Origin of the sequence: Acidovorax sp. IB03 (genome assembly GCF_016406015.1) — a bacterium.
Taxonomy (GTDB): Bacteria; Pseudomonadota; Gammaproteobacteria; order Burkholderiales; family Burkholderiaceae_C; genus Acidovorax; species Acidovorax temperans.
This window is the reverse complement of record NZ_JAEFCH010000042.1, coordinates 1-22527: the sequence shown is the minus strand read 5'-3', so window position 1 is coordinate 22527 and position 22527 is coordinate 1. Positions and strand designations below refer to the sequence as shown.

Below are 22527 nucleotides of genomic sequence, written 5' to 3'. Positions count from 1 at the left end.
ATCTTCTCGACGTTGACCCAAAGGCCTCCCGTGTCCCAAGCCCCATCCTCCGCCCCCGCCACTTCTGCCGTTTCCGCAATCTCTTGCGATGTGGCCATCATTGGCGGTGGCCCCGCCGGGCTCATGGCGGCAGAAGTGCTGGCCCAAAGCGGCGTGGCCGCGCATCTGTTTGATGCCATGCCCTCGGTGGGCCGCAAGTTTCTGCTGGCGGGCAAGGGCGGGCTCAACCTCACGCACTCTGAGCCGCACGAGCCTTTTGCCAGCCGCTATGCCGCGCGCAAGCCGCAGATCGAGCCGTTGATCCGCGCCTTCGGCAGCCCCGAGGTGCGCGCCTGGGCGCAGGGCCTGGGGGTGGAGACTTTTGTGGGCACGTCGGGCCGCGTCTTCCCCACCGATATGAAGGCTGCCCCCTTGCTGCGCGCCTGGCTGCACCGCCTGCGCGGGCAGGGCGTGCAGCTGCACATGCGCCACCGCTGGCTGGGCTGGGCCAACGACCACGATGCCGCGCAAGCCGCGCAGCCTGCGCAGCAAGCGCTTGATTTCACGCCATCGTCAGCCCAGGTGCTGCGCTTTGCCACCCCTGCGGGCGAGTGCCAGGTGACCTGCCGCGCCGTGGTATTGGCCCTGGGCGGCGGCAGCTGGGCGCGGCTCGGTTCCGACGGTGCTTGGGTGCCCCTGCTGGCCGAGCGAGGCGTGGCCGTGGCCCCGCTGCGCCCGTCCAACTGCGGCTTTGATGTGGCGGGCATGCACGCCCCTGCGGGCGAAACGCGGCGCGCCTTTTTGCAAGAGCTGCTGGGCCGCACGCCCGCCGTGCCGGTGGGCTGGACGCCGCATTTCGCAGAACGCTTTGCGGGCCAGCCGTTCAAGTCTGTGGCGCTGAGTTTTACCAGCAGCACCGGCCAGCACTTTCAACGCCGGGGCGAGTTTGTGGCCACGGTCACGGGGGTCGAGGGCAGCCTGGTGTACGCCGTGTCACATCTGTTGCGCGATGAGATCGAAGCGCACGGCCACGCCACCTTTCATCTCGACTTGCTGCCTGACCATTCGCCCGAGCGTGTGCTGGTCGAGGTGCGTCACCCGCGCGGTTCGCGTTCACTGTCCAGCCACCTCAAGAGCCGCCTGGGGCTCGATGGCATCAAGGCGGGCGTGCTGTACGAGCACCTGGGCAAAGACGGGATGAACGACCCTGTGGCTCTGGCCCACGCCATCAAGGCGCTGCCCATCACCGTGGTGGCCACCCGGCCCATCGATGAGGCCATCAGCACCGCCGGGGGGGTGACCTTCGAGGCGCTGGACTCCCACCTCATGGCCCAGGCTGTTCCCGGCCTGTTCTGTGCGGGCGAAATGCTGGACTGGGAGGCTCCCACCGGCGGCTACCTGCTCACCGCCAGCCTGGCCAGCGGCGTGCGTGCGGGGCAGGGTGTTTTGGCGTTTTTGGGGCGCAGCGCTTGATGGGGAAGCGCCAGAAGCTATCGATTTGATAGCGAGTAAACCAAACGAGCAGAATGGCCGGGTGCGATGTCCCTGGCCCAACGGAAAGAGATTTTTCGCATGACTACGTCCAACGGCCCCGCCATTGCCGAGATGCAGGCGCAGATTGCGCAGTTGCAGGAGCAAATCCGCACCCACGAAGTCGCCATCGCCGAGTTGCGTGAAAAGGAAACCGAGCTCCAAACCATCGTCTCCACGCTGCAGGAGATGGAGAAGTTCATGCGCGAGTCCGGCGCGCGGCGCGGCTGAACCCAGCGCACCTGAAGCCAGGTGCGGTATCCGCGATATCAGGAAGTGGGGGGAGAAATTCGGCACCTGTCGGTGCCTTCTGGCGTGGATGCAATGGCATCCCATTGAATGAGGTGACGAGCCTTACCCCCGGCACTGACTCTACAGTTAGGGCTGCTTGGTTCCCCACCTGACCCGGTTGGCTGCTTTGCCATGCGGGGAGGCCCGTCACCGCGCATTGTACTGCGGTTGCCGGGCCCCATCGACCAGCGCGGGGATTTATCGCTGCCGTGAAAAGGGCGACCCCTGCCCAGCCCGTAGAATCCGGCCCCATGTCCTATCTCGTGCTCGCCCGCAAGTACCGCCCCCGCAATTTCACCGAAATGGTGGGGCAGGAGCATGTGGTCCAGGCCCTGTCGAATGCGCTGACCCAGCAGCGCCTGCACCACGCCTACCTGTTCACGGGTACGCGCGGCGTGGGCAAGACCACGGTGTCGCGCATTCTGGCCAAGTCGCTCAACTGCCAGGGGCCTGATGGCAACGGCGGCATCACCGCCACGCCCTGCGGCGTGTGCCAGGCGTGTATGGACATCGATAGCGGCCGCTTTGTGGACTACACCGAGCTGGACGCGGCCTCCAACCGCGGCGTGGATGAGGTGCAAAGCCTGCTGGAGCAGGCTGTGTACAAGCCGGTGCAGGGGCGCTTCAAGGTCTTCATGATCGACGAAGTGCACATGCTGACGAACACGGCGTTCAACGCCATGCTCAAGACGCTGGAAGAGCCGCCCGAATACCTCAAGTTTGTGCTGGCCACGACCGATCCGCAGAAGGTGCCGGTCACCGTCCTTTCGCGCTGCCTGCAGTTCAACCTGCGCCCCATGGCCCCCGAGACGGTGTTGGACCACCTCACCCGCGTGCTGGCCAACGAAAACGTGCCTGCCGAGCCGCAGGCACTGCGCCTGCTCTCGCGCGCTGCGCGGGGCTCCATGCGCGATGCGCTCTCGCTCACCGACCAGGCCATCGCCTTTGGTAGCGGCCAGTTGCAGGAAGCGGGCGTGCGCCAGATGCTAGGAGCAGTGGATCGCTCCTACGTGTTCCGCCTCATCGATGCGCTGGCCCAGGGCGATGGCAAAACCGTGGTAGAAACGGCCGATGCCTTGCGCATGAATGGCCTTTCTGCCGCATCGACCCTGGAAGAAATGAGCGCTGTGCTGCAACGCATGGCCGTGTACCAGGCCGTGCCGCAGATGGCGCAGGCCGCGGATGCCAATGACCCCGAGGCGGTAGAGACCGCGCGGCTCGCAGCCCAGATGCCCGCCGACGAAACCCAGTTGCTCTACAGCCTGTGCCTGCATGGCCGCGCCGAGCTGGGCCTGGCGCCTGACGAATACGCCGCGCTCACCATGGTGCTGCTGCGCCTGCTGGCCTTCAAAGCCCCCGCAGACCCGGCTGAAAAAAAAACTCTGACGCGGCCTGAAACGGCACCTACTCCTACCCCGGTGGCCGCAGCGCAGCCTGCAGCGGCCCCCTTGCCAGTGGCACCGCTGCCAGCGCCTTCCGTGGCGCCGGCTCCCTCTGCCGCTGCCCCGGTGGCATCTGTGGCCCCGGCCGTTGCGCAGCCACCCGAAACCGCTCCCCCGGTCCCAGCGCCTGCGCAGCCCGCTGCAGCACCTGCCCCGGTGGCAGAGTCTGTGCCGCCTTGGGAAGAAGACAGCAGCAACGAACCCCCTCCATGGCCCGACGCGGACGATGGATCGGTGCCCACCACCCCGGCCGTGCCGCCTGTGCGTATGGCTGAAAAGGTAGAGCAAAATCTGCCTCCAGCGCAAGAAGTACAAGCGCAGGCAGCTCCTGAATTCGTAGCAATTCCGGTGCGTGAGGCATCCGAGCCCAGCGAGCGCCTGCAGCCCTTGCCCCTGTCGGCGCCCACACCGGTTTCCGCGCGCTACACGCCCACGGAAGAGGGCGACGTGTGGCACGCCACGGTGCAGCAGCTGGTGGCGGCTGAGGCCATCACCGCCCTGGTGCGCGAGCTGGCCCTGCAGTCCCAACTGGTGGCACGCGATGGTGCCCACTGGCTGCTGCGGGTGGAGCGCGAATCGCTGAACCAGCCCACCGCCCGCGAACGCCTGCGCGCCGCGCTGGAGGCTGCGGGCCACGCTACGCAGATCAGCGTGGAAGTGGGCCGAGTCATCGACAGCCCCGCCCGCCGCAACGCCGCTGCCGCCGCCGAGCGCCAGCGACTGGCCGAAGAAACCGTGATGAACGACCCCTATGTGCAGGCGCTGATGCGTGAGCACGGCGCGAAGATCGTGCCGGGCAGCATCAAGCCGCTGTAATTTTTGACCTCGCTACTTTTCTACAAGAAGGAAACCATCCATGTTCAACAAAGGACAACTCGCCGGCCTCATGAAGCAAGCCCAGGCCATGCAGGACAACCTCAAGAAGGCCCAGGACGAACTGGCTTTCATCGAAGTGGAAGGCGAATCGGGCGCGGGCCTGGTCAAGGTGGTGATGACCTGCAAGCACGACGTCAAGCGCATCACCATCGACCCCAGCCTGCTGGCCGAAGACAAGGACATGCTGGAAGACCTGGTGGCGGCTGCGTTCAATGCGGCGGTGCGCAAGGCCGAGGAGACTTCGGCGGAGAAGATGGGCAAGTTGACAGCAGGGATGCCAGGACTCCCCGGCGGCATGAAATTCCCTTTCTGAGGTTGGCTACTGCGCGCCAGCCATGCGTCGTTGGGCGGTGCTCGCAATCCTCACGTACTTCAAGTACGTTCCGGTTGCTGTGCTCCGGCCGCCTTGCAGCTCATCCCGCTCGCTACGCCCTTGAGGGTGGGGTGTGAAAGGCCGGAAAAGCCAATCTTGCGTCTGCGTTTGGGCCGGGCGTGCCTACAACGGGTTGTTAACTGCGCTCACTTTTTTCTCAGATCTTCTCCCATGTCCTCCACCAACGCCCTCGATGTCTTGATCCAGGCGCTGCGCCGTTTGCCGGGGGTGGGGGTCAAGTCTGCGCAGCGCATGGCGTTTCACTTGATGCAGCATGACCGTGCGGGGGCTGAGGCCTTGTCGGTGGCCTTGCACGATGCGGTGCAGAACGTGCACCACTGCGCGCGTTGCCACACGTTCACCGAAGACGATATCTGCAGCACCTGCCTGGACCCGGAGCGCGATGCATCGCGGCTGTGCGTGGTGGAGAGCCCGGCTGACCAGTCGGCGCTGGAGCGTACGGGGGCGTTCAAAGGGCTTTACTTTGTGCTGATGGGGCGGCTGAGTCCGCTCGATGGCATTGGCCCGAAAGAGATAGGCCTGCACAAGCTGATGGAGCGCGCCAGCGATGGCGTGGTGCAGGAGGTGATTCTGGCCACCAACTTCAATGCCGAGGGTGAGGCCACGGCGCATGTGTTGAGCGAGGCCCTCAAGAGCCGGGGGCTGCATGTGACGCGGCTGGCGCGCGGTGTGCCTGTGGGCAGCGAGCTGGAGTACGTGGACCTGGGCACGATTGCGCACGCGCTGGTCGATCGCCGCTGAATTGGCAGGGCATTTGGCCCCGCTTGTCGCAGGTAGAATACTCCCAAAATCATAGCGGCTTGCGCTGATACACAGGGGCTTTGGGCCCTAAAAGGCTTACAAATGAATACATCCCTGCAAGTGGCCCGATTCACCGCGGCCTATTGGTGCGTTTTGGTGGCCGCGTTGCTGCCCATCGTGTGCGCCTGGATCGCCAAGAGCGGCACCCTGGGCAAGCCGCCCGCTCAGGGCGGCTATGACAACAGTGACCCGCGCAGCTGGCTCGCCCGCCAGGGTGACTGGCGCGCCCGCGCCAACGCCGCGCAGGCCAACAGCTTTGAGTCGCTGCCCTTTTTCATTGGCGCCGTCATCATTGCGCACCAGCTTGGGGCGCGGCAGACCTGGCTGGACTTGCTGGCCATGCTGTTCGTCATGCTGCGCATGTTCTACATCATGATGTATGTCTCCAACGTGCCCACAGCCCGCAGCGCCGTTTGGGCCGGGGCGTTCATGGTGAATGTCGCGATCTTGTTCGTGGGCTATCGCTGAGTTGCGGTGGGCAGGTTTTTTGCATGCCATGGGCACTAGCTGCCCCCACTGGCTGAAAAAGCACGGCAGTACGTAAAAGTCCTCAGGGGTGTTCCCTGATGCTTCGTTTGCTGGGTGCTTGCACAATTGTTGCGGTGCAGCAATTCATTCCCTTCACATCTTTACCTTCATGCCGCGTGCTTTGATTCGCCGCCGTACTCTCGGGATCATGTCTGCCGCCTGTGCAGCGGGCGTGTTCGCGCCCCTGCTGGCGGCCCGTTCGCGCGCTGCGGCGCTCGGTGATCGCCTGACGCTGGGGGTGGCGGGGCAGGGCGAGATGTACCACTTGCCCGTGCTGCTGGCAGAGCAGCTGGGTTTTTTCAAGGCCGAAGGGCTGGATGTGGTGCTGCGCGACTTTTCTGCCGGTGCTCTGGCCCTGCAGGCGTTGCAGGATGGCTCGGTAGATGTGGTCTCGGGCTCTTACGAGCACACCATCCGGCAGCAGCTGAATGGATACGCATTGCGCTCGGTGGTGCTGCACGGACGGGCGCCGCAGATTGCGCTGGGCATTCTGCCGCGCATGCTGCCCCAGTATGAATCGGTGCGTGACCTGGCGGGCAAGCGCATTGGCGTGTCTGCGCCGGGTTCCTCCACCCACTCGTTTGCCCGCTGGATTCTGGCCCGGGAAGGGCTGAACCCGCAGGGTGCGACGTATGTGTCAATGGCCTCTGCCACGGCGGCCATGGCCGCGCTGCGCGCAGGGCAGATCCATGCGCTGTGCCACTCCGACCCCATCATTGCGCAGGCCGAGCAGAAGCAGGGCTTGCGTGTGGTGGTGGACGCGCGAACGATCAAGGCTTCTCATGAACTGTTTGGCGGCACCATGCCGGCCAGCTGCCTGTATGCCGCGCAGCCTTTTGTACAAAAGCGCCCCGATCAGGTGCAGGCCCTGGTGAACGCCATGGTCCACGCCCTCAAATGGCTGCAGACCGCCGAGCCAGCCGATATCGTCAAAGCATTACCCGCCTCGTATTTGGCCACCGACCGGCCTTTGTATCTGGCAGCGTTCCACCGTATCCGCGAAACGTTTTCGCCCAACGGGATGATGCCGGACGATGCCCCCGCAGTGGCGTTGCGTGCCCTCACGCTGGCCTACCCGGAGCTTGCCGCCACCAAGGTGGACCTGGCTCGCACCTTCTCGAACGACTGGGTTCGCAAGGCGCGGCAAAAATTCAACGTTTGATGCAGCAGGGCGATTGGGCTGGGGCAAGATAGCGGTTTTTCCACTCGCAGAAAGAACCGCGCATGTCGCTCAGTATCAGCATCGGCCCGTTGGTGTCCTTGATCGCCGGGATTCTCATCCTGGTCATGCCACGGCTGCTCAGCACCATCGTGGCGCTGTACCTGATCATCATGGGAATTTTGGGCCTGATGGGTATGGCTTCCATGCGCCTTTGAGCACCTTGAGGTGCCGGTGTGCGGGTTGTTGCTCCGCACACACTCAATCAAGGCAAGGCTGGTGACTGGCCAGCCCGCCCGAATGCCTGTGTCAGCGCCGCCGCACCTTCGACGGCGTACCGCCACGGCGCTTGGGGGTGGATGCAGAGACCACCTTGCCAGAGGCACTGCGTGCCTGTGCCCGTGGCGCTGGCGCTGATGCCTGGCGCACTGGCAGGTACATCACGACTTGCTGGCCCGCCTTGAAGGCTGCGTTCAGTTTCACATCGTTCCAGTCGGCCACGTTCGCTGCGCTGACCTTGTAGCGCCTGGCCAGTGTGGCCACGGTTTCGCCCTTGCCCGCCCGCACCGAGGCGCGGCGCGTGACGATCTCGGGTGCCAGGGCCACCTGTCCGTTGTCGGCCAGGTGTGAAGACACGTCCTGGCGGGTGGTGGCGCTGCGTGGAACGATCAGTGCCGAGCCCGCCTTGATCATCATGCGCGGTGGGATGTTGTTCACGCTGCGCAGGTCGCTTTCGCTCATGTCCGTGCGCCGCGCAGCCTCGGCCACGGTCATGGTGGTGGGAACGGGCCACACCGTCCAGCTGGCGTATTGCCCCTCTTTGTGGGCTTCAAGGTTGCGCTGGAACACCTTGGCGTTGTCCCAGGGCAGCAGAATCTGCGGCGTGCCCGCTGCCAGGATCACCGGCTTGTGGAAGGAGGGGTTCAGCGCCCGGAAGTCTGCTTCGCGAATCCCCGCGAGGCTGGCCGCCAGTGCAACGTCAATGTCGTGGGTGATGTCCACCGTCTGGAAGTAGGGGTGGTTCTCAATCACCGGCAACTCGGTTTTGAAGGCTTCCGGGTTGGCCACAATGTTTTTCACGGCCTGCAGCTTGGGCACATACATGCGTGTTTCTGCAGGCATGTTCAGGTCGGTGTAGCTGGTGCCCAGACCCTGTTTCTGGTTGCGGGCAATGGCACGGCCCACGCTGCCTTCACCCCAGTTGTAGGCCGCCAGGGCCAGGTGCCAGTCGCCAAACATGCCGTAGAGCTTTTGCAGGTAGTCCAGCGCGGCGCGGGTGGAGGCCAGCACGTCGCGCCGGTCATCACGGAACGCGTTCTGCTTCAGGTCAAAGTAACTGCCGGTGGCCGGCATGAACTGCCACATGCCTGCCGCCTTGGCGCTGGAGACCGCCTGGGGGTTGAAGGCACTTTCAATGTAGGGCAGCAGGGCCAGTTCGGTGGGCATGCCGCGCCGCTCCAGCTCTTCAACGATATGGAACAGGTATTTGCTGGAGCGCTCCGTCATGCGCTGCATGTAGTCGGGGCGGCTGGCGTACCACTGCTCGCGGTCTTGCACCAGTTCATGCTGCAGGTCGGGCATGGCAAAGCCACGCCGGATGCGGTCCCAGAGGTCTGCCGGGGTGGAGAGCGATGCGACCTCCTGGCTACTGGCATTGGCCGCCTTGATGGGCTGCAGGGGGCCCTTGGGGATGATGGGGGTGTGCGCAGGGCGACTGCTGGTGGGTGTGTCGTCAGGGGCGTTGCTGACCACCCCAGGGGCTCCGCCGGTGGTGGCGCAGCCCGTCAACCAGAGCATGCCTACCAGGCTGACAATGTGCAGAAATTTCATCGAAACTCGTTCTTCCAATTGCGCAAGGCCGCCAGTACGGCAATTGCGTCGTTGACATCGGTCTGCGGTGCATAAGCCTGGGCGGCTTGTGCGACTGCCGGTTGCTGAACCCGCAAAAACGGATTGATGGCGCGCTCCTGCGCCATGTGGGATGGCAGCGTGGGGCGGCCACTGGCGCGCTGTGCCGCGCACCAGGCGTTGTAGTTGAGCAATGCCTCGTTGGTGGGTTCCACCGCCAAGGCAAATTTCAGGTTAGAGAGTGTGTATTCATGCGCACAACACACCTGGGTGTGGTCGGGCAATGCGCTGAGTTTCTGCAGCGATGCATGCATCTGCGCAGGCGTGCCCTCAAACAGGCGACCGCACCCGCCGGAGAACAGTGTATCGCCGCAGAACAGCAAGGGGCCTTCGGGCGAGTCTGCGCAGTAGTAGGCGATGTGCCCAGCGGTGTGCCCCGGCACGTCCAGCACCTGCAAGGTAAGACCCAGCACTTGTACCTGCTGGCCTTCCGTGAGCCCGATGGGTCGGGGTGTGATTTTTTCGGTTGCAGGGCCGTAGACGGTCGCCCCCGTTTGCTGCTGCAAAGCCCCTACGCCACCGACATGATCCGCATGGTGGTGGGTGACTAGAATCGCCTGCAGCGTCAACCCCAGCGACTGCAATGCGTGCTGCACCGGGGTTGCATCCCCAGGGTCCACCACCACGGCATGCGTTCCGTCATGCAGCATCCAGATGTAGTTGTCGGTGAAGGCGGGTAGCGGCAGCAGTTTCATGAGCTCTGAAATTATAGATTTGCACCAGTGGTTCGACTCTGCCCCAGGCCGCTACCTGCTTGCCTGGGAGCAGGCCTGCATGGACGACGCCGTGGCCGACATCTTTGGCTACCACGCGCTGCAGCTGGGTATGCCGCGCATCGAAGGTCTGCGAACCAACCGTATGCCGCACCAGTGGCTGGCGCTGGGGGCGGATGCCATGCTCTCGCGCACTGAAGAGCCCTCGGACGCTGGCACGTCCCATGCGCCGCGTGCGGCGGCCCTGTGGGCTGAGCCCGAGGCCTTGCCATTCCCCAATGCCAGTCTGGATTTGGTGGTGTTGCCCCACACCCTGGAGTTGAGCGTGGATCCGCACATGGCGCTGCGTGAAGTGGAGCGTGTGCTGGTGCCCGAGGGCCGGGTGGTGATTGCCGGGCTCAACCCCCTGAGCCTGTGGGGACTGCGGCAGATGCGTGTACGGCTGTGCCAGCGCTGGACGCAGGAACCCCTGTATTTGCCCGATGTGGGGGAGTTCATCGGTGTTCGGCGCATGCGCGACTGGCTGCGTTTGTTGAGCTTCGAGGTCGAGACCGTCCGCTTTGGCTGTTATCGTCCAGCAGTGCGCAGTGCCGAATGGCTGGAGCGCTTTTCGTGGGTTGATCCCCTGGGCGAGAAGTGGTGGCCCATTCTTGGGGCTGGCTACTTTTTGGTGGCCGTCAAGCGTGTGCATGGCATGCGTCTGCTGGAGCCCGCATGGCGCTCGGGCCGCAAGCGGGTGGCTGCCACGGTGCCGGTGGCGCGAAAGTCCGGGCCGCATGGCCCCATGCCGCCGCGCTGATCACCCCGGGCGGCGCTGCGCGTCGCGCTCAAGCATTGGCTCGCAACTCTTTTTAATCAATTGGCAGGAATCCGGTTTGAATCAGGTTGAGATCTACACAGATGGTGCGTGCAAAGGCAATCCCGGCCCCGGCGGCTGGGGCGTGCTGTTGCGTTCTGGCGCGCTGGAAAAAGAATTGTTTGGCGGCGAACTGGGCACCACGAACAACCGCATGGAGCTGATGGCCGTGATTGAGGCGCTGTCGGCCCTCAAACGCCCTTGCGCCGTGACGCTTTTTCTGGACAGTGAATATGTGCGCAAGGGCATTACCGAGTGGATTCACGGCTGGAAGGCCAAGGGCTGGCGCACCGCGTCCAACCAGCCTGTGAAAAACGTGGAGCTGTGGAAGCGGCTGGACACCCTGGTGAACACGGGCGGGCACCGCATTGAATGGCGCTGGGTGAAGGGCCACTCGGGTCACCCTGGCAACGAGCGCGCTGACGCGCTGGCCAACCTGGGCGTTGACAAGGCGATGGGGCGCTGAGAGGCCTCTGACATGCCTGGCATCTCGCCACGGTGCCAAGCCCGCCTGAAAGGCTGTGGGCATGGTTGCTTGCCTGCGGCTTTCATTGGCAGCTGATGGCGATGAGGCTGCCTTTGTGCAGACTCCCTTCACCCTCTTTCTGACGACCGCTCACTCGCGCCTTCCGTCCCCATGGTGATGGCCAGGCGACGGCGCAGTGTTTTCTCGTACAGCGTTCGTGTAAAGCTTGCGTAAATCTCAGGGAATGGCTGGCGGGGTTAAGCGCGGGGCGCCTGCGCAGGCCACAGCGCGCTGATACATTGTTTGGCTGCATTTCGCTCATCCCAGGTCTGTGATTTCATGGCGCTCAAGAACAAATACGTCGTTTTTGCTGTTCTCGGTTTGGCTGTTGCTTCAGGCGCCGCCTGGTGGTTTCAGTCGCCTGCGCGGTCTTCTCGCGCCGGTGCTCCCGCACCGCAGGGCAACGCAGCGGCCAAGCCTGGTGCGCAAAGCCCTGCAAAACCCGTGATGGTGGAAGCGACCAAGGTGCGCCAGATGACCATGCGCGACGATGCAGAGACTGTGGGCAGCTTGCGTTCGCGGCGTAGCGTGGTGCTGCGGCCTGAAATCAGCGGGCGCATCACGCAGCTCAATTTCAGCGATGGGCAGCGCGTGCGCAAAGGGCAGCTGCTGGTGCAGCTGGATGACCAGCTGCCCCGCGCCCAGGTGCAGCAAAGCCGTGCCGAGTTGTCGATCGCCCGCGCCAACCACAAGCGCAACCAGGAGCTGGTGGCCCAGGGGTTCATCAGCCAGCGTTCGGTGGACGAAAGTGCCGCCAATCTTGAAGTGGCTGAGGCCAAGCTCGCCCTGGCCGAAGCCACAGCCCAGCGCCTGCGCATCGTGGCGCCGTTTGATGGCGTTGCAGGCATTCGCGGCGTGAACGTGGGCGACTACCTCAAGGATGGCGCCGACATCGTCAACGTGGAAGACCTGGATGCGGTGTACGTGGACTTCCGCCTGCCCGAGCGGTTGCAGAACAAGGTGAAAACCGGCCAGACGGCCCGCGTGGCCTTTGATGCGCTGCCGGGCGTGCAGTATTCGGCCGTGGTGCTGGCCATCAACCCGCAGATCGATGCCGATGGCCGCTCGCTCGCCGTGCGCGGCTGCATCGACAACCGCCGCCTGCAGTTGCGCCCCGGCATGTTTGCACGCGTCACGGCGGTGTTTGGTGAACGCTCTGACGCCAATGTGGTGCCTGAGGAGGCTATCGTTCCCGATGGTGCAGCGCCTTATGTGTTGCGAGTGGTGGCTGGTACGGAAGAGGGCAGCCAGGTGGCCAAGCGCACCCCCGTGCGGCTGGGCGCACGCACCCCAGGGTTTGTGGAGGTGGTGGAAGGGCTTGCACCGGGTGATGTGGTGGTCACGGCGGGGCAGCAGCGCCTGCAACGCGATGGCATGGCGGTGCGCGTGGTGGAGCTGGGCCAGCCTTCTGCTGGGCGCTCTGCCGCAGGCGCGGAACCTCCTGCCACGGCATCTTCCGCTGCGTCCCAGCCAGTATCTGGTGCGGCCACGGCAGCCGCCCCAGCCGCTGCGCCCCCTTTGCCGGGCGCCAACCCGTGCCAGAGTCCGCTGAGCGCCACCACGCAGCCGACGCCGGTGCGCGGCGGCCAGTCTTCCTGAGTTCTGCATTTCTGACATTGCCCGACGCTCGCCATGCAACTTGCTGAAATCTCCATCCGCCGACCGGTGTTCGCCACCGTCCTGTCCCTGCTGGTCTTGCTGGTAGGGGCCGTGAGTTTCACCCGCCTGACGGTGCGTGAGTACCCCAAGATCGACGAGCCCGTGGTCACGGTGAGCGTGCGCTACGCCGGGGCCTCGGCGGAGGTGATCGAGTCCCAGGTCACCAAGCCCCTCGAAGACTCGATTGCGGGCATTGATGCGGTGGATGTGATCACCTCCATCAGCCGTGCCGAGCAAAGCCAGATCAGCGTGCGCTTTCGGCTGGAGAAAGATGCCGACAACGCCGCCGCCGAGGTGCGCGACCGCACGGCGCGGGTGCGTAACCGTCTGCCCGATGCGGTGGACGAGCCGGTGATTGCCAAGGTGGAGGCCGATGCCTCGCCCGTGATGTGGCTGGCCTTCAGCAGCGACACGCGTAGCCCGCTCGAAATCAACGATTTGCTCAACCGCATCGTCAAGCCCCGGCTGCAGACGGTGACTGGCGTGGCCGATGTGCCCATTTACGGCGAGCGCCGCTACGCCATGCGCATCTGGCTGGACCCTGAGCGCATGGCGGGCTACCGCCTGACCACGCAGGACGTAGAAGACGCCATTCGTCGCAACAACCTGGAGCTGCCCGCAGGCCGTATCGAATCGCAGCAGCGCGAGTTCAGCGTGACTTCGCAGACCGAACTGGCCCGCCCGGCGCAGTTCTCCGACATTGTGATCCGCACCGTGAACGGCTTTCCCGTGCGCATGCGCGATGTGGCGCGCGTGGAAGAAAGCGCCGCCAGCGACCGCAGCCGCGTGCGCCTCAATGGCCGCGATGCCATTTCGATGGGCGTGATCCGCCAGGCCACGGCCAACCCGCTGGAGCTGTCTGCCGGTGTGCGCGCGATGCTGCCCACCCTGAAGGCTGATTTACCTGCAGACATCACCATCGACATCGCCAACGACAACTCGCTGTTCATCGACCGCTCGGTCAAGAGCGTGTACCAGACCATTGCCGAGGCGGTGGTGCTGGTGGCGCTGGTGATTTTTGTGTTCCTGCGCACCCTGCGCGCGTCCATCATTCCCATCATCACCATTCCGGTCAGCTTGGTGGGCTCTTTTGCGCTGATGGCCCTGGCCGGCTTTTCCATCAACACGCTCACCTTGCTGGCGCTGGTGCTGGCGATTGGGCTGGTGGTGGACGATGCCATCGTGATGCTGGAGAACATCTACCGGCACATCGAAGAGGGGCTCGATCCGTTCTCTGCCGCCATCAAGGGTGCCAAGGAAATCGGCTTCGCCATCGTTGCCATGACACTCACGCTGGTGGCCGTGTATGCGCCGCTGGCCTTCACGCCCGGCCGCACCGGGCGGCTGTTTGTGGAGTTTGCGCTGGCCCTGGCCGGTGCGGTGGTGGTGTCCGGCTTTGTGGCGCTGACGCTGTCGCCCATGATGTGTTCGCTGCTGCTCAAGCACAACCCCAAGCCCAACTGGTTCGACCGATCCATCGAGCGCTGGCTCACCGCCATGTCAGACGCTTATGGCCGGCTGCTGCGCTGGGTGGTCACGGCCCGTTGGGGCGGTGGTGGCGGACTGCGGGGCGCGCTGTTCCAGGCCCGCTGGCTGGTGGTGGGCGTGATGTTGGCCAGCGCGGCGGGGCTGGCGCTGGTCTACCCCAAGATGAAGCAAGAGTTGTCGCCGCTGGAAGACCGGGGCACCATTCTCGTCAACGTCACCGCACCCGATGGCGCCACGCTGGACTACACCAACCGCTATGCGCTGGAGCTGGAGAAGATCGGGCGCGACTACCCCGAGTTTGACCGCATCTTCGCCAACATCGGCAACCCCACCGTGGCCCAGGGCAGCGTGATTTACCGCACGGTGGACTGGGAGCAGCGCGAGCGCAGCACCCTGGATATGGCCCGCGAGCTGCAGCCCAAAGTGGGCGCGCTGCCGGGGGTGAATGCCTTTTTGATCACGCCGCCGTCCTTGGGCCAGGGCTTTCGGTCGCGGCCACTGACGTATGTGATCCAGACCTCGGACAGCTACGAAAACCTCAATGCCGTGACCCGGCAGATGTTGGCCGAGATGGCCAAGAACCCCGGCATCATCGCGCCTGATGCAGACCTGCGCCTGAACAAGCCCGAGTTGCGCATTAGCGTGAACCGCGAGCGCGCAGCCGACCTGGGCGTGAGCGTGGACGTGGTGGCCCGGGCGATTGAGACCATGCTGGGCGGGCGCACCGTGACGCGCTACAAGCGCGATGCCGAGCAGTACGATGTGATCGTGCAAACCGAGGCCCGGGGCCGCACCACGCCCGAGAACATCGACAGCATCTACGTGCGGGGCCGCAATGACGCGATGATTCCGCTCTCCAGCCTGGTGAACGTGAAGGAAAGCGTGAGCCCGCGCGAGCTGAACCACTTCGGCCAGCGCCGCTCGGTCACCATCACCGCCAACCTGTCGCGCGACTATTCGCTGGGCGAAGCGCTGAAATTCATGGATGACACTGCCGCCAAGGTGCTCAAGCCCGGCTACACGACCGATCTGAACGGCACCTCGCGCGAGTTCAAGAGCTCGCAAGGGGCCTTGGGCGTGGTCTTCCTGCTGGCGCTGGTGTTCATCTTTCTGGTGCTGGCCGCGCAGTTTGAGAGCTTCATCGACCCGCTGGTCATCATGGTGTCGGTGCCGCTGTCCATGATTGGCGCGCTGCTGGCGCTGCAGTGGAGCGGGGGCTCGCTCAACGTGTATTCACAAATCGGGCTCATCACGCTGGTGGGGCTCATCACCAAACACGGCATCTTGATTGTGGAGTTCACCAACCAACTGCGTGAAGAGGGCATGGAGATGGTGGATGCGCTGGTCAAGGCGTCTGCCCAGCGCCTGCGCCCCATCCTGATGACCACGGGTGCCATGGTGCTGGGCGCGGTGCCGCTGGCGTTGGCCACCGGTGCCGGGGCCGAGACCCGTTCGCAGATCGGCTGGGTGATTGTGGGCGGCATGTCGCTGGGCACCTTGCTCACCATTTTTGTGGTGCCCACCATGTACACGCTGTTTGCCCGCAAAGCCGTACCGGGTGCCAAGACCACGGTGGCGGTGGATTCGGCAGCCCCGCACGCTGACGGGCCTGCAGGGTCTGCACCGGCCCACGGTTGACCGCCACACTGCCTCCAGAATGAGAAAGGCCCTTTGCGCAATGCAAAGGGCCTTTTTGATGAAATTGGCCTCTGGCGCTTTATAGGTAAGCGCTGGTAGCTATTAAATTAATAGCGTTTGGGCTTACTGCGCAGCCCAGCCGCCGTCCATGTTCCATGCCACGCCGCGCACGTTGTTGGCGGCTGTGGAGCAGAAGAACACCGCCAGCTCGCCCAGTTCGTCGGGGGTGGTGAACTGCATGGAAGGTTCTTTTTCGCCCAGCAGCAGCTTCGTGGCTTCTTCGTTGGTCAGGCCGTGGGCGGCAGCCTTGGCGTCCACCTGCTTTTGCACCAGCGGGGTCAGCACCCAGCCGGGGCAGATGGCGTTGGCGGTGATGCCGGTGGTGGCGGTCTCCAGCGCCGTCACCTTGGTCAGCCCCACGATGCCGTGCTTGGCGGCCACATAAGCCGACTTTTGCGCAGACCCCACCAAGCCGTGCACCGAAGCCACGTTGATGATGCGGCCCCAGTTGGCGCGGCGCATGGCGGGCAGGGCCAGGCGCGAGGTGTGGAAGGCGCTGGTCAGGTTGATGGCAATGATGGCGTCCCACCGCTCGACGGGAAAATCCTCCACATTGGCCACATGCTGGATACCTGCGTTGTTCACCAGAATGTCCACCTGGCCAAACTGCGCCTCGCTGTAGCGCATCAGGTCTTCGATGTCTGCGGCGCGACTCATGTCGGCCCCGTGGTACGCCACTTGCGCCCCGCTGGCCTGGCCGGCGGCCAGCACTTCAGCGCGGGGCGTGTCCACATCGCCAAAGCCGTTGAGCACAATGTTGGCCCCCTGGCGCGCCAGCGCTTTTGCAATGCCCAAACCAATGCCGCTGGTCGAGCCGGTGACGAGGGCCGTTTTGCCTTTCAGCATGAGAGTCTCTCCGTAATGAGCATGACTTGCGCAGCGTGGGGGGCAGACACCCCTTGGCAGGGCAAAAGCTTTGGTTGCATCCTGATTTGCGCAAGTCCGAATGAATTACGATGCAACGCGGCCATTATCAAGCGCTGCTCCCGGATTTCGTACCCATGATTGAACCTACGCTGAACTACGTACCGTGCCCAGGCCCTGCAGCCGCCTCGGCACCAGCAACCCATGCCGATGCCGCTGCTGCGCAGCACCGCATGGCCTATTGGGAGTGGAATGCCACGGGCAACCCTGCCCACCCCCATGTGGTGGTGTGTGTGCACGGCCTTTCGCGGCAGGGGCGGGACTTTGACACCTTGGCGCGCAGCCTGAGTGCCCACGCACGCGTGATCTGCCCTGATGTGGTGGGGCGTGGCCAAAGCGACTGGCTGGCCGACCCCCTGGGTTACCAATTGCCCGTCTACGCTGCCGACATGCTGGCCCTGCTGGCGCAAGTGCACCAGCAAGCGCCCATCACCACACTGGACTGGGTGGGCACCAGCATGGGCGGGCTCATCGGCATGGCGGTGGCGGGGCAGCCCGGCTTGCCGCTGCCCGCACCTGTGCGTCGGCTGGTGTTGAACGATGTGGGCCCCGTCATCCAGTGGCAAGCGCTGCAGCGCATTGGCCAATATCTGGGTTACCCGGCGCGATTTGATTCGCTGCAGCAGGCGGCCGATGCGATGTGGGCCATCTCCACCAGCTTTGGGCCGCACACGCAGCAGCAATGGCTGGAGCTTTCCAGGCCCATGCTGCGCAGCTTGCCCGATGGCGGCTTGACGCTGCACTACGACCCGGCGATTGCCGTGCCGTTCCGGGCCTTGACCCAGGAAGCAGCAGCCGCCGGCGAATCCGTGCTCTGGCAGCTGTACGACCAGATCCAGGCCCAAACGCTGTTGCTGCGCGGGGCGCAGTCCGACCTGTTGTCGCCCGAAACGGCCCAGGCCATGCAGGTCCGTGGGCCCAAGGCGCATTGTGTGGAGTTTGAAGGTGTGGGACATGCCCCCACCTTGATCGCTGCCGACCAGGTGGCCGTCGTCCAGAATTTCCTATTGGCTGCCCCTGTCGCAGAAAGTGCATTGGCAGGATGAAGACAAACCCCGCTACCCAAGCCCCCGCCCTCACGCAGACCGAGCCGCTGCCGCAACTGATTGCGGCCACCGCCAACGCCTTGCCCGAGCAGGTTGACGCCTTGGCCCGCGCCCGCGCGTTTGCCGAGCCGTTGCTGGCCTGCGAGACGCTGGATTCGGGCGAGAACACCCTGGTCCATGCCGATGCCGTGGCCGCCATCCTCAAAGGCATTGGCGGGTCTGAAGCCATGCAGGCCGCCAGTTATCTGGTCTACGCCTGCGTGCATTTGAACAAGCCTGAAGAGGTGATTGCCAAGGCTTTTGGTGACAGCTTTGCGGCCCTGGCCGTCGAGACCACCAAGCTCATGCGCGTGCAGCGCCAGGCCCTGGCAGCCGAGCAGGTGGACGACCCTGCCGTGCAGACCGAGAACGTGCGCAAGATGCTGCTGGCCTTCTCGCGCGACCTGCGGGTGGTCATGCTGCGCCTGGCGTCGCGCCTGCAAACGCTGCGCTTTCATGCGGCCAGCAAGCGGCCTGTGTCGCCCAGCCTCGCGCGCGAGTCACTGCAGGTGTTTGCGCCGCTGGCCAACCGCCTGGGCATCTGGCAGATGAAGTGGGAGCTGGAGGACTTGTCCTTCCGCTTTCTGGAGCCGGACACCTACAAGGAAGTGGCCCGCCTGCTCGATGAAAAGCGCGGCGAGCGCGAGATGTACATGCAGCAGCTGCGCCTGCGGCTGGAGTCTGAACTGCGCAGCCGCAGCATCAGCGCCACCGTGCAGGGCCGGCCCAAGCACATCTACAGCATCGTCAAGAAGATGCGGGGCAAGTCGCTGAACTTTGACCAGGTGCTCGATTTGCGCGCCCTGCGCGTGGTGGTGCCCACCGTGAAGGACTGCTATGCCGCCCTGAGCTGGGTGCATGAGCAGTTCACCCCCATCGTGGAAGAGTTTGACGACTACATCGCCAAACCCAAGCCCAACGGTTACCAGTCGCTGCACACCATCGTGCGCGACGAGCAGGGCCGCCCTGTCGAAATCCAGATCCGTACCCAGGCCATGCACGAACATGCCGAGCATGGCGTGGCCGCGCACTGGGCTTACAAAGAGGCGGGCAGCAAGGGCTACGCGGGCGTGTCTGCCGCAGGCGAGTACGACGCCAAGATCGCCGTGCTGCGCCAGCTGCTGGCGTGGGAGCGTGACCTGGCAGGCGCCGTGCCCAACCGTGGCCTGTTTGAAGACCGCATCTACGTGCTGACGCCCGACGCAGCGGTGATTGAACTGTCGCAAGGCTCCACCCCGGTAGACTTTGCCTATGCCGTGCACACCAGCGTGGGCCACCGCTGCCGGGGCGCGCGCGTGGATGGCGCCATGGTGCCGCTCAACACCCCGCTGCAAAACGGGCAGACGGTGGAGATCACCACCGTCAAGGAAGGGCGCCCCTCGCGCGACTGGCTCAATGCTGAGCTGGGCTACCTCACCAGCAACCGGGCCAAGGCCAAGGTACGCGCCTGGTTCAACGCCCAGGCCACGCATGAAACCGTGGCCCGTGGCCGCGAGGCGGTGGAAAAGCTGCTGCAGCGCGAGGGCAAGACGGCGATGAAGCTGGATGACCTGGCCACCCAGCTGGGCTTCAAGTCGGCCGATGCGCTGTTTGAAGTGGTGGGCAAGGACGAGTTTTCGCTGCGCAACATCGAAAACCTGCTGCGCCCGCCAGAGCCTGTGCTGCAACCGGACGAGTATCTGCTGCTCAAAAAAACCCGCACCAATGAATCTGCACCTAAAGGCGGGGTGCTGGTGGTGGGTATCGATTCACTGATGACCCAGTTGGCCAAGTGCTGCAAGCCCGCGCCACCCGACGTCATCCGTGGCTTTGTTACCCGGGGCAAGGGCGTGAGCGTTCACCGTGCCGACTGCAGCAACTTCCGCGAAATGGCTGCCCGCAGTGCCGAGCGCGTGATCGATGTGGAGTGGGGCACTCCCAAGGCTGCTGCCGCTGCGGTGTACCCGGTGGATGTGGCTGTGGAAGCTGCCGACCGCCAGGGCCTGCTGCGTGACATCTCAGAAGTGTTTGCCCGTGAGAAAACCAATGTGATCGGGGTGCAGACCCAGTCGGTCAAGGGTACGGCGTGGATGACATTCACCGTGGAGGTGGCTGATTCGGGCCGTCTCAACAAGGTGCTGGGCATTGTGGCCAGCGTGGCCGGCGTGCGTTCGGCGCGCAGGCGCTGAGCTTCGGGCGATCTTGAACTTGGATTTATTGATTCGGCGTAAAAACTGATGCTATAATCGCATTCTCGAATACAAACAGGCGCGTAGCTCAGCTGGTTAGAGCACCACCTTGACATGGTGGGGGTCGTTGGTTCGAGTCCAATCGCGCCTACCAACTAACCATTGGTAAAAAGCCTTCCAAAGCAAATCGCTTGGAAGGCTTTTTTATTTTCCGGGCCGCTCTGTCGCGCGTCGTGGACTTTGCGTTCAGGCGATTCATCAGGGTATTCCTCGGAGAGGGGCTTGCCTGCGGCTCTCTAGAATGTGTTGCACTGCAATACACACATGGGTGTTCTGCCCGAGGAGTTCCGTTTTGCCCGAATCCACCAGCGCCGCTCACAAGACTACGCAGCGCGTGATCAAAAAATACCCCAACCGTCGCCTGTACGACACCGACACTTCCACCTATATCACCCTGTCTGAAGTGCGGCAGCTGGTGATCGACAACCAGAACGTGGTGGTGCGCGATGCCAAGACGGGAGAAGACCTCACCCGCAGCATCCTGCTGCAAATCATTCTGGAAGAGGAAGCGGGCGGGGCGCCGATGTTCAGCGAGGCGGTACTTGCCAACATCATCCGCTTCTATGGCCATGCCATGCAGGGTTTCATGGGGGCGTACCTCGAAAAAAATGTGCAGGCGTTCACTGATGTGCAAAAGAAGCTGGCAGAGCAATCCCAGAGCGTGACGCCCGAAATGTGGGCGCAGTTCATGAACCTGCAGTCGCCCATGCTCAAGGGCATGATGGGCAACTACGTGGAGCAGTCCCAGTCCATGCTCACGCAAATGCAGGAGCAGATGCAAAAGCAGACCGAGCAGATGCTGGGCGCATTCGGGCTCAAGCGCTGATCGCACGATTTTTTGCACCTGCATCCAGTGCTTTCTGGCCCGATGTGGGGTGGCAATAGGCGTCCGCCTCGCGGAACTGGGACAATAGGGGGATGAGCGAAGCACTCTCCCCCACAAAAACACCCAAAGTCGGATTCGTCAGCCTGGGCTGCCCCAAGGCTCTGACGGACTCCGAACTCATCCTCACGCAACTCAGCGCCGAGGGCTACGAAACCTCCAAGACCTTCGAGGGCGCGGACCTCGTCATCGTCAACACCTGCGGGTTCATTGACGATGCCGTGAAGGAAAGCCTGGACACGATTGGCGAGGCCCTGGCCGAAAACGGCAAGGTCATCGTCACGGGCTGCCTGGGCGCACGCGCTGGCGAAAGCGGCGGCAATCTGGTCAAAGACGTGCACCCCAGCGTGCTGGCCGTCACCGGCCCACACGCCACGCAAGAGGTGATGGAGGCGGTACACGCCCACCTGCCCAAGCCGCACGACCCGTTCCTCGATCTGGTGCCCGGCGCTTTTGGCGAGGCGGGCATCAAGCTCACGCCGCGCCACTATGCGTACCTGAAGATCAGCGAAGGCTGTAACCACCGCTGCACCTTCTGCATCATCCCTTCGATGCGCGGCGACCTCGTTTCGCGCCCTGTGGGTGATGTGCTCAAGGAAGCCAAGGCCCTGTTTGAAGGCGGCGTGAAGGAGCTGCTGGTCATCAGCCAGGACACCTCGGCCTATGGCGTGGACGTGAAGTACCGCACCGGCTTCTGGGACGGCAAGCCCGTCAAGACCCGCATGCTGGAACTGGTGCAGACCCTGGGCGAGATTGCCGAGCCCTACGGCGCCTGGGTGCGTCTGCATTACGTGTATCCGTACCCCAGCGTGGATGAAGTGATTCCGCTCATGGCCACAGGCCGCGTGCTGCCTTACCTGGATGTACCGTTCCAGCACAGCCACCCCGATGTGCTCAAGCGCATGAAGCGCCCTGCCAGCGGCGAGCGCAATCTGGAGCGCATCCAGCGCTGGCGCGAGGCCTGCCCCGAGATCGTGATCCGCAGCACTTTCATTGCAGGCTTCCCTGGCGAAACGGAAGAAGAGTTCCAGCACCTGCTGGACTTTGTGCGCGAAGCGCAGATCGACCGTGCGGGCTGCTTTGCCTACAGCGACGTGACGGGCGCTGTGGCCAACGAGCTACCCGGCATGCTGCCCCTGGAAGTGCGCGAGGAGCGCCGTGCGCGCTTCATGGCCGTGGCCGAAGAAGTGTCGATTGCCAAGCTGCAACGCCGCGTGGGCGCCACCATGCAGGTGCTGGTGGACCATGCCCCGGCCATGGGCCGCAAGGGCGGGGTGGGCCGCACCTACGCCGACGCGCCCGAGATCGATGGCACCGTGCAGTTGCTGCCGCCCGAGAAGATCAGCAAACAGCTCAAGGTGGGTGAATTCACCAAGGCCCGCATCGTGGCGGTGCAGGGGCACGACCTGGTGGCCTTGCCGATCTGATGACTGAACTGCCTTGGTGGGGGTGTGACAGCCCCCGGCCAAGGCAAATGGGACATAAAAAAAGGAGCCTTCAAGGCCAATGCCGCTCAGTTAAGTCTGAGCGGCATTTTTTTGACGGGATACTGGGTCTTG

At 64.0% G+C, this 22527-nt stretch carries 19 protein-coding genes, 1 tRNA gene and 1 other RNA gene; 17 read left to right on the top strand and 4 right to left on the bottom strand.

The window, feature by feature from the left end:
* Positions 1-30 precede the first annotated feature (30 nt).
* Both IHV84_RS17510 and IHV84_RS17505 read left to right on the top strand, forming a co-directional pair.
* Positions 31-1452, top strand: coding sequence for a TIGR03862 family flavoprotein (locus IHV84_RS17510; protein ID WP_370541315.1), 1422 nt, complete (start codon positions 31-33; stop codon positions 1450-1452).
* A 99-nt stretch (positions 1453-1551) separates the two neighbouring features.
* Positions 1552-1740 (top strand): hypothetical protein, encoded by a 189-nt coding sequence (locus tag IHV84_RS17505; RefSeq protein ID WP_198847819.1) that lies wholly within the window; start codon positions 1552-1554, stop codon positions 1738-1740.
* A 112-nt stretch (positions 1741-1852) separates the two neighbouring features.
* Here IHV84_RS17505 and ffs read toward each other — a convergent pair.
* Positions 1853-1949: signal recognition particle sRNA small type (ffs, locus tag IHV84_RS17500), an RNA gene on the bottom strand.
* Positions 1950-2051: 102 nt separating this feature from the next.
* Between ffs and dnaX the strand changes: the two genes are divergently transcribed.
* The 6 genes from dnaX to IHV84_RS17470 all read left to right on the top strand — a co-directional run bounded on the left by dnaX (position 2052) and on the right by IHV84_RS17470 (position 7218).
* Complete coding sequence (dnaX, locus tag IHV84_RS17495) at positions 2052-4058, top strand: DNA polymerase III subunit gamma/tau (protein WP_198847818.1); 2007 nt, start codon at positions 2052-2054, stop codon at positions 4056-4058.
* 40 nt (positions 4059-4098) lie between these two features.
* Positions 4099-4431 carry a YbaB/EbfC family nucleoid-associated protein gene (locus IHV84_RS17490; protein WP_015013601.1) on the top strand — a complete coding sequence of 111 codons (333 nt, stop codon included), beginning with the start codon at positions 4099-4101 and terminating at the stop codon, positions 4429-4431.
* Positions 4432-4662: 231 nt separating this feature from the next.
* Complete coding sequence (gene recR / locus IHV84_RS17485) at positions 4663-5253, top strand: recombination mediator RecR (RefSeq protein WP_198847817.1); 591 nt, start codon at positions 4663-4665, stop codon at positions 5251-5253.
* Positions 5254-5355: 102 nt separating this feature from the next.
* Positions 5356-5781 (top strand): MAPEG family protein, encoded by a 426-nt coding sequence (locus IHV84_RS17480; protein ID WP_198847816.1) that lies wholly within the window; start codon positions 5356-5358, stop codon positions 5779-5781.
* 208 nt (positions 5782-5989) lie between these two features.
* Complete coding sequence (locus tag IHV84_RS17475) at positions 5990-7003, top strand: ABC transporter substrate-binding protein (RefSeq protein WP_233100098.1); 1014 nt, start codon at positions 5990-5992, stop codon at positions 7001-7003.
* A 62-nt stretch (positions 7004-7065) separates the two neighbouring features.
* Entirely contained in the window at positions 7066-7218 is a 153-nt protein-coding gene (locus tag IHV84_RS17470) for a DUF3096 domain-containing protein (RefSeq protein ID WP_082758696.1), read from the top strand.
* 91 nt (positions 7219-7309) lie between these two features.
* Here the strand turns inward: IHV84_RS17470 and IHV84_RS17465 are convergent, their stop codons facing one another.
* Positions 7310-8830: a transglycosylase SLT domain-containing protein gene (locus IHV84_RS17465; RefSeq protein ID WP_198847814.1), complete on the bottom strand. Its 1521-nt coding sequence runs from the start codon at positions 8828-8830 to the stop codon at positions 7310-7312.
* Complete coding sequence (gene gloB / locus IHV84_RS17460) at positions 8827-9603, bottom strand: hydroxyacylglutathione hydrolase (RefSeq protein ID WP_198847813.1); 777 nt, start codon at positions 9601-9603, stop codon at positions 8827-8829. Before gloB ends, IHV84_RS17465 begins: the two co-directional genes overlap by 4 nt.
* Here gloB and IHV84_RS17455 point away from each other — a divergent pair.
* The 4 genes from IHV84_RS17455 to IHV84_RS17440 all read left to right on the top strand — a co-directional run bounded on the left by IHV84_RS17455 (position 9602) and on the right by IHV84_RS17440 (position 15788).
* Positions 9602-10420 (top strand): class I SAM-dependent methyltransferase, encoded by an 819-nt coding sequence (locus tag IHV84_RS17455; protein ID WP_142081454.1) that lies wholly within the window; start codon positions 9602-9604, stop codon positions 10418-10420. The two genes, gloB and IHV84_RS17455, sit on opposite strands and share 2 nt — an antisense overlap.
* A 76-nt stretch (positions 10421-10496) precedes the next feature.
* Positions 10497-10943, top strand: a complete 447-nt coding sequence (gene rnhA / locus IHV84_RS17450; protein WP_044396814.1) for a ribonuclease HI — start codon at positions 10497-10499, stop codon at positions 10941-10943.
* Between the two features lie 339 nt (positions 10944-11282).
* Complete coding sequence (locus IHV84_RS17445; RefSeq protein WP_198847812.1) at positions 11283-12602, top strand: efflux RND transporter periplasmic adaptor subunit; 1320 nt, start codon at positions 11283-11285, stop codon at positions 12600-12602.
* 33 nt (positions 12603-12635) lie between these two features.
* Positions 12636-15788, top strand: coding sequence for an efflux RND transporter permease subunit (locus tag IHV84_RS17440; protein ID WP_198847811.1), 3153 nt, complete (start codon positions 12636-12638; stop codon positions 15786-15788).
* 123 nt (positions 15789-15911) lie between these two features.
* Here the strand turns inward: IHV84_RS17440 and IHV84_RS17435 are convergent, their stop codons facing one another.
* Positions 15912-16694, bottom strand: a complete 783-nt coding sequence (locus IHV84_RS17435; RefSeq protein WP_198847810.1) for a 3-hydroxybutyrate dehydrogenase — start codon at positions 16692-16694, stop codon at positions 15912-15914.
* A 155-nt stretch (positions 16695-16849) separates the two neighbouring features.
* Between IHV84_RS17435 and IHV84_RS17430 the strand changes: the two genes are divergently transcribed.
* The 5 genes from IHV84_RS17430 (at position 16850) to rimO (ending at position 22395) form a co-directional block, all read left to right on the top strand.
* Positions 16850-17818: an alpha/beta fold hydrolase gene (locus tag IHV84_RS17430; RefSeq protein WP_198847809.1), complete on the top strand. Its 969-nt coding sequence runs from the start codon at positions 16850-16852 to the stop codon at positions 17816-17818.
* Entirely contained in the window at positions 17815-20025 is a 2211-nt protein-coding gene (locus IHV84_RS17425; protein ID WP_142081439.1) for a bifunctional (p)ppGpp synthetase/guanosine-3',5'-bis(diphosphate) 3'-pyrophosphohydrolase, read from the top strand. Before IHV84_RS17430 ends, IHV84_RS17425 begins: the two co-directional genes overlap by 4 nt.
* Before the next feature lie 77 nt (positions 20026-20102).
* Positions 20103-20179, top strand: a tRNA-Val gene (locus tag IHV84_RS17420).
* A 198-nt stretch (positions 20180-20377) separates the two neighbouring features.
* Positions 20378-20911 carry a polyhydroxyalkanoate synthesis repressor PhaR gene (gene phaR, locus IHV84_RS17415; RefSeq protein ID WP_044396772.1) on the top strand — a complete coding sequence of 178 codons (534 nt, stop codon included), beginning with the start codon at positions 20378-20380 and terminating at the stop codon, positions 20909-20911.
* Between the two features lie 92 nt (positions 20912-21003).
* Complete coding sequence (rimO, locus tag IHV84_RS17410) at positions 21004-22395, top strand: 30S ribosomal protein S12 methylthiotransferase RimO (RefSeq protein ID WP_044396771.1); 1392 nt, start codon at positions 21004-21006, stop codon at positions 22393-22395.
* Positions 22396-22527: the final 132 nt, after the last annotated feature.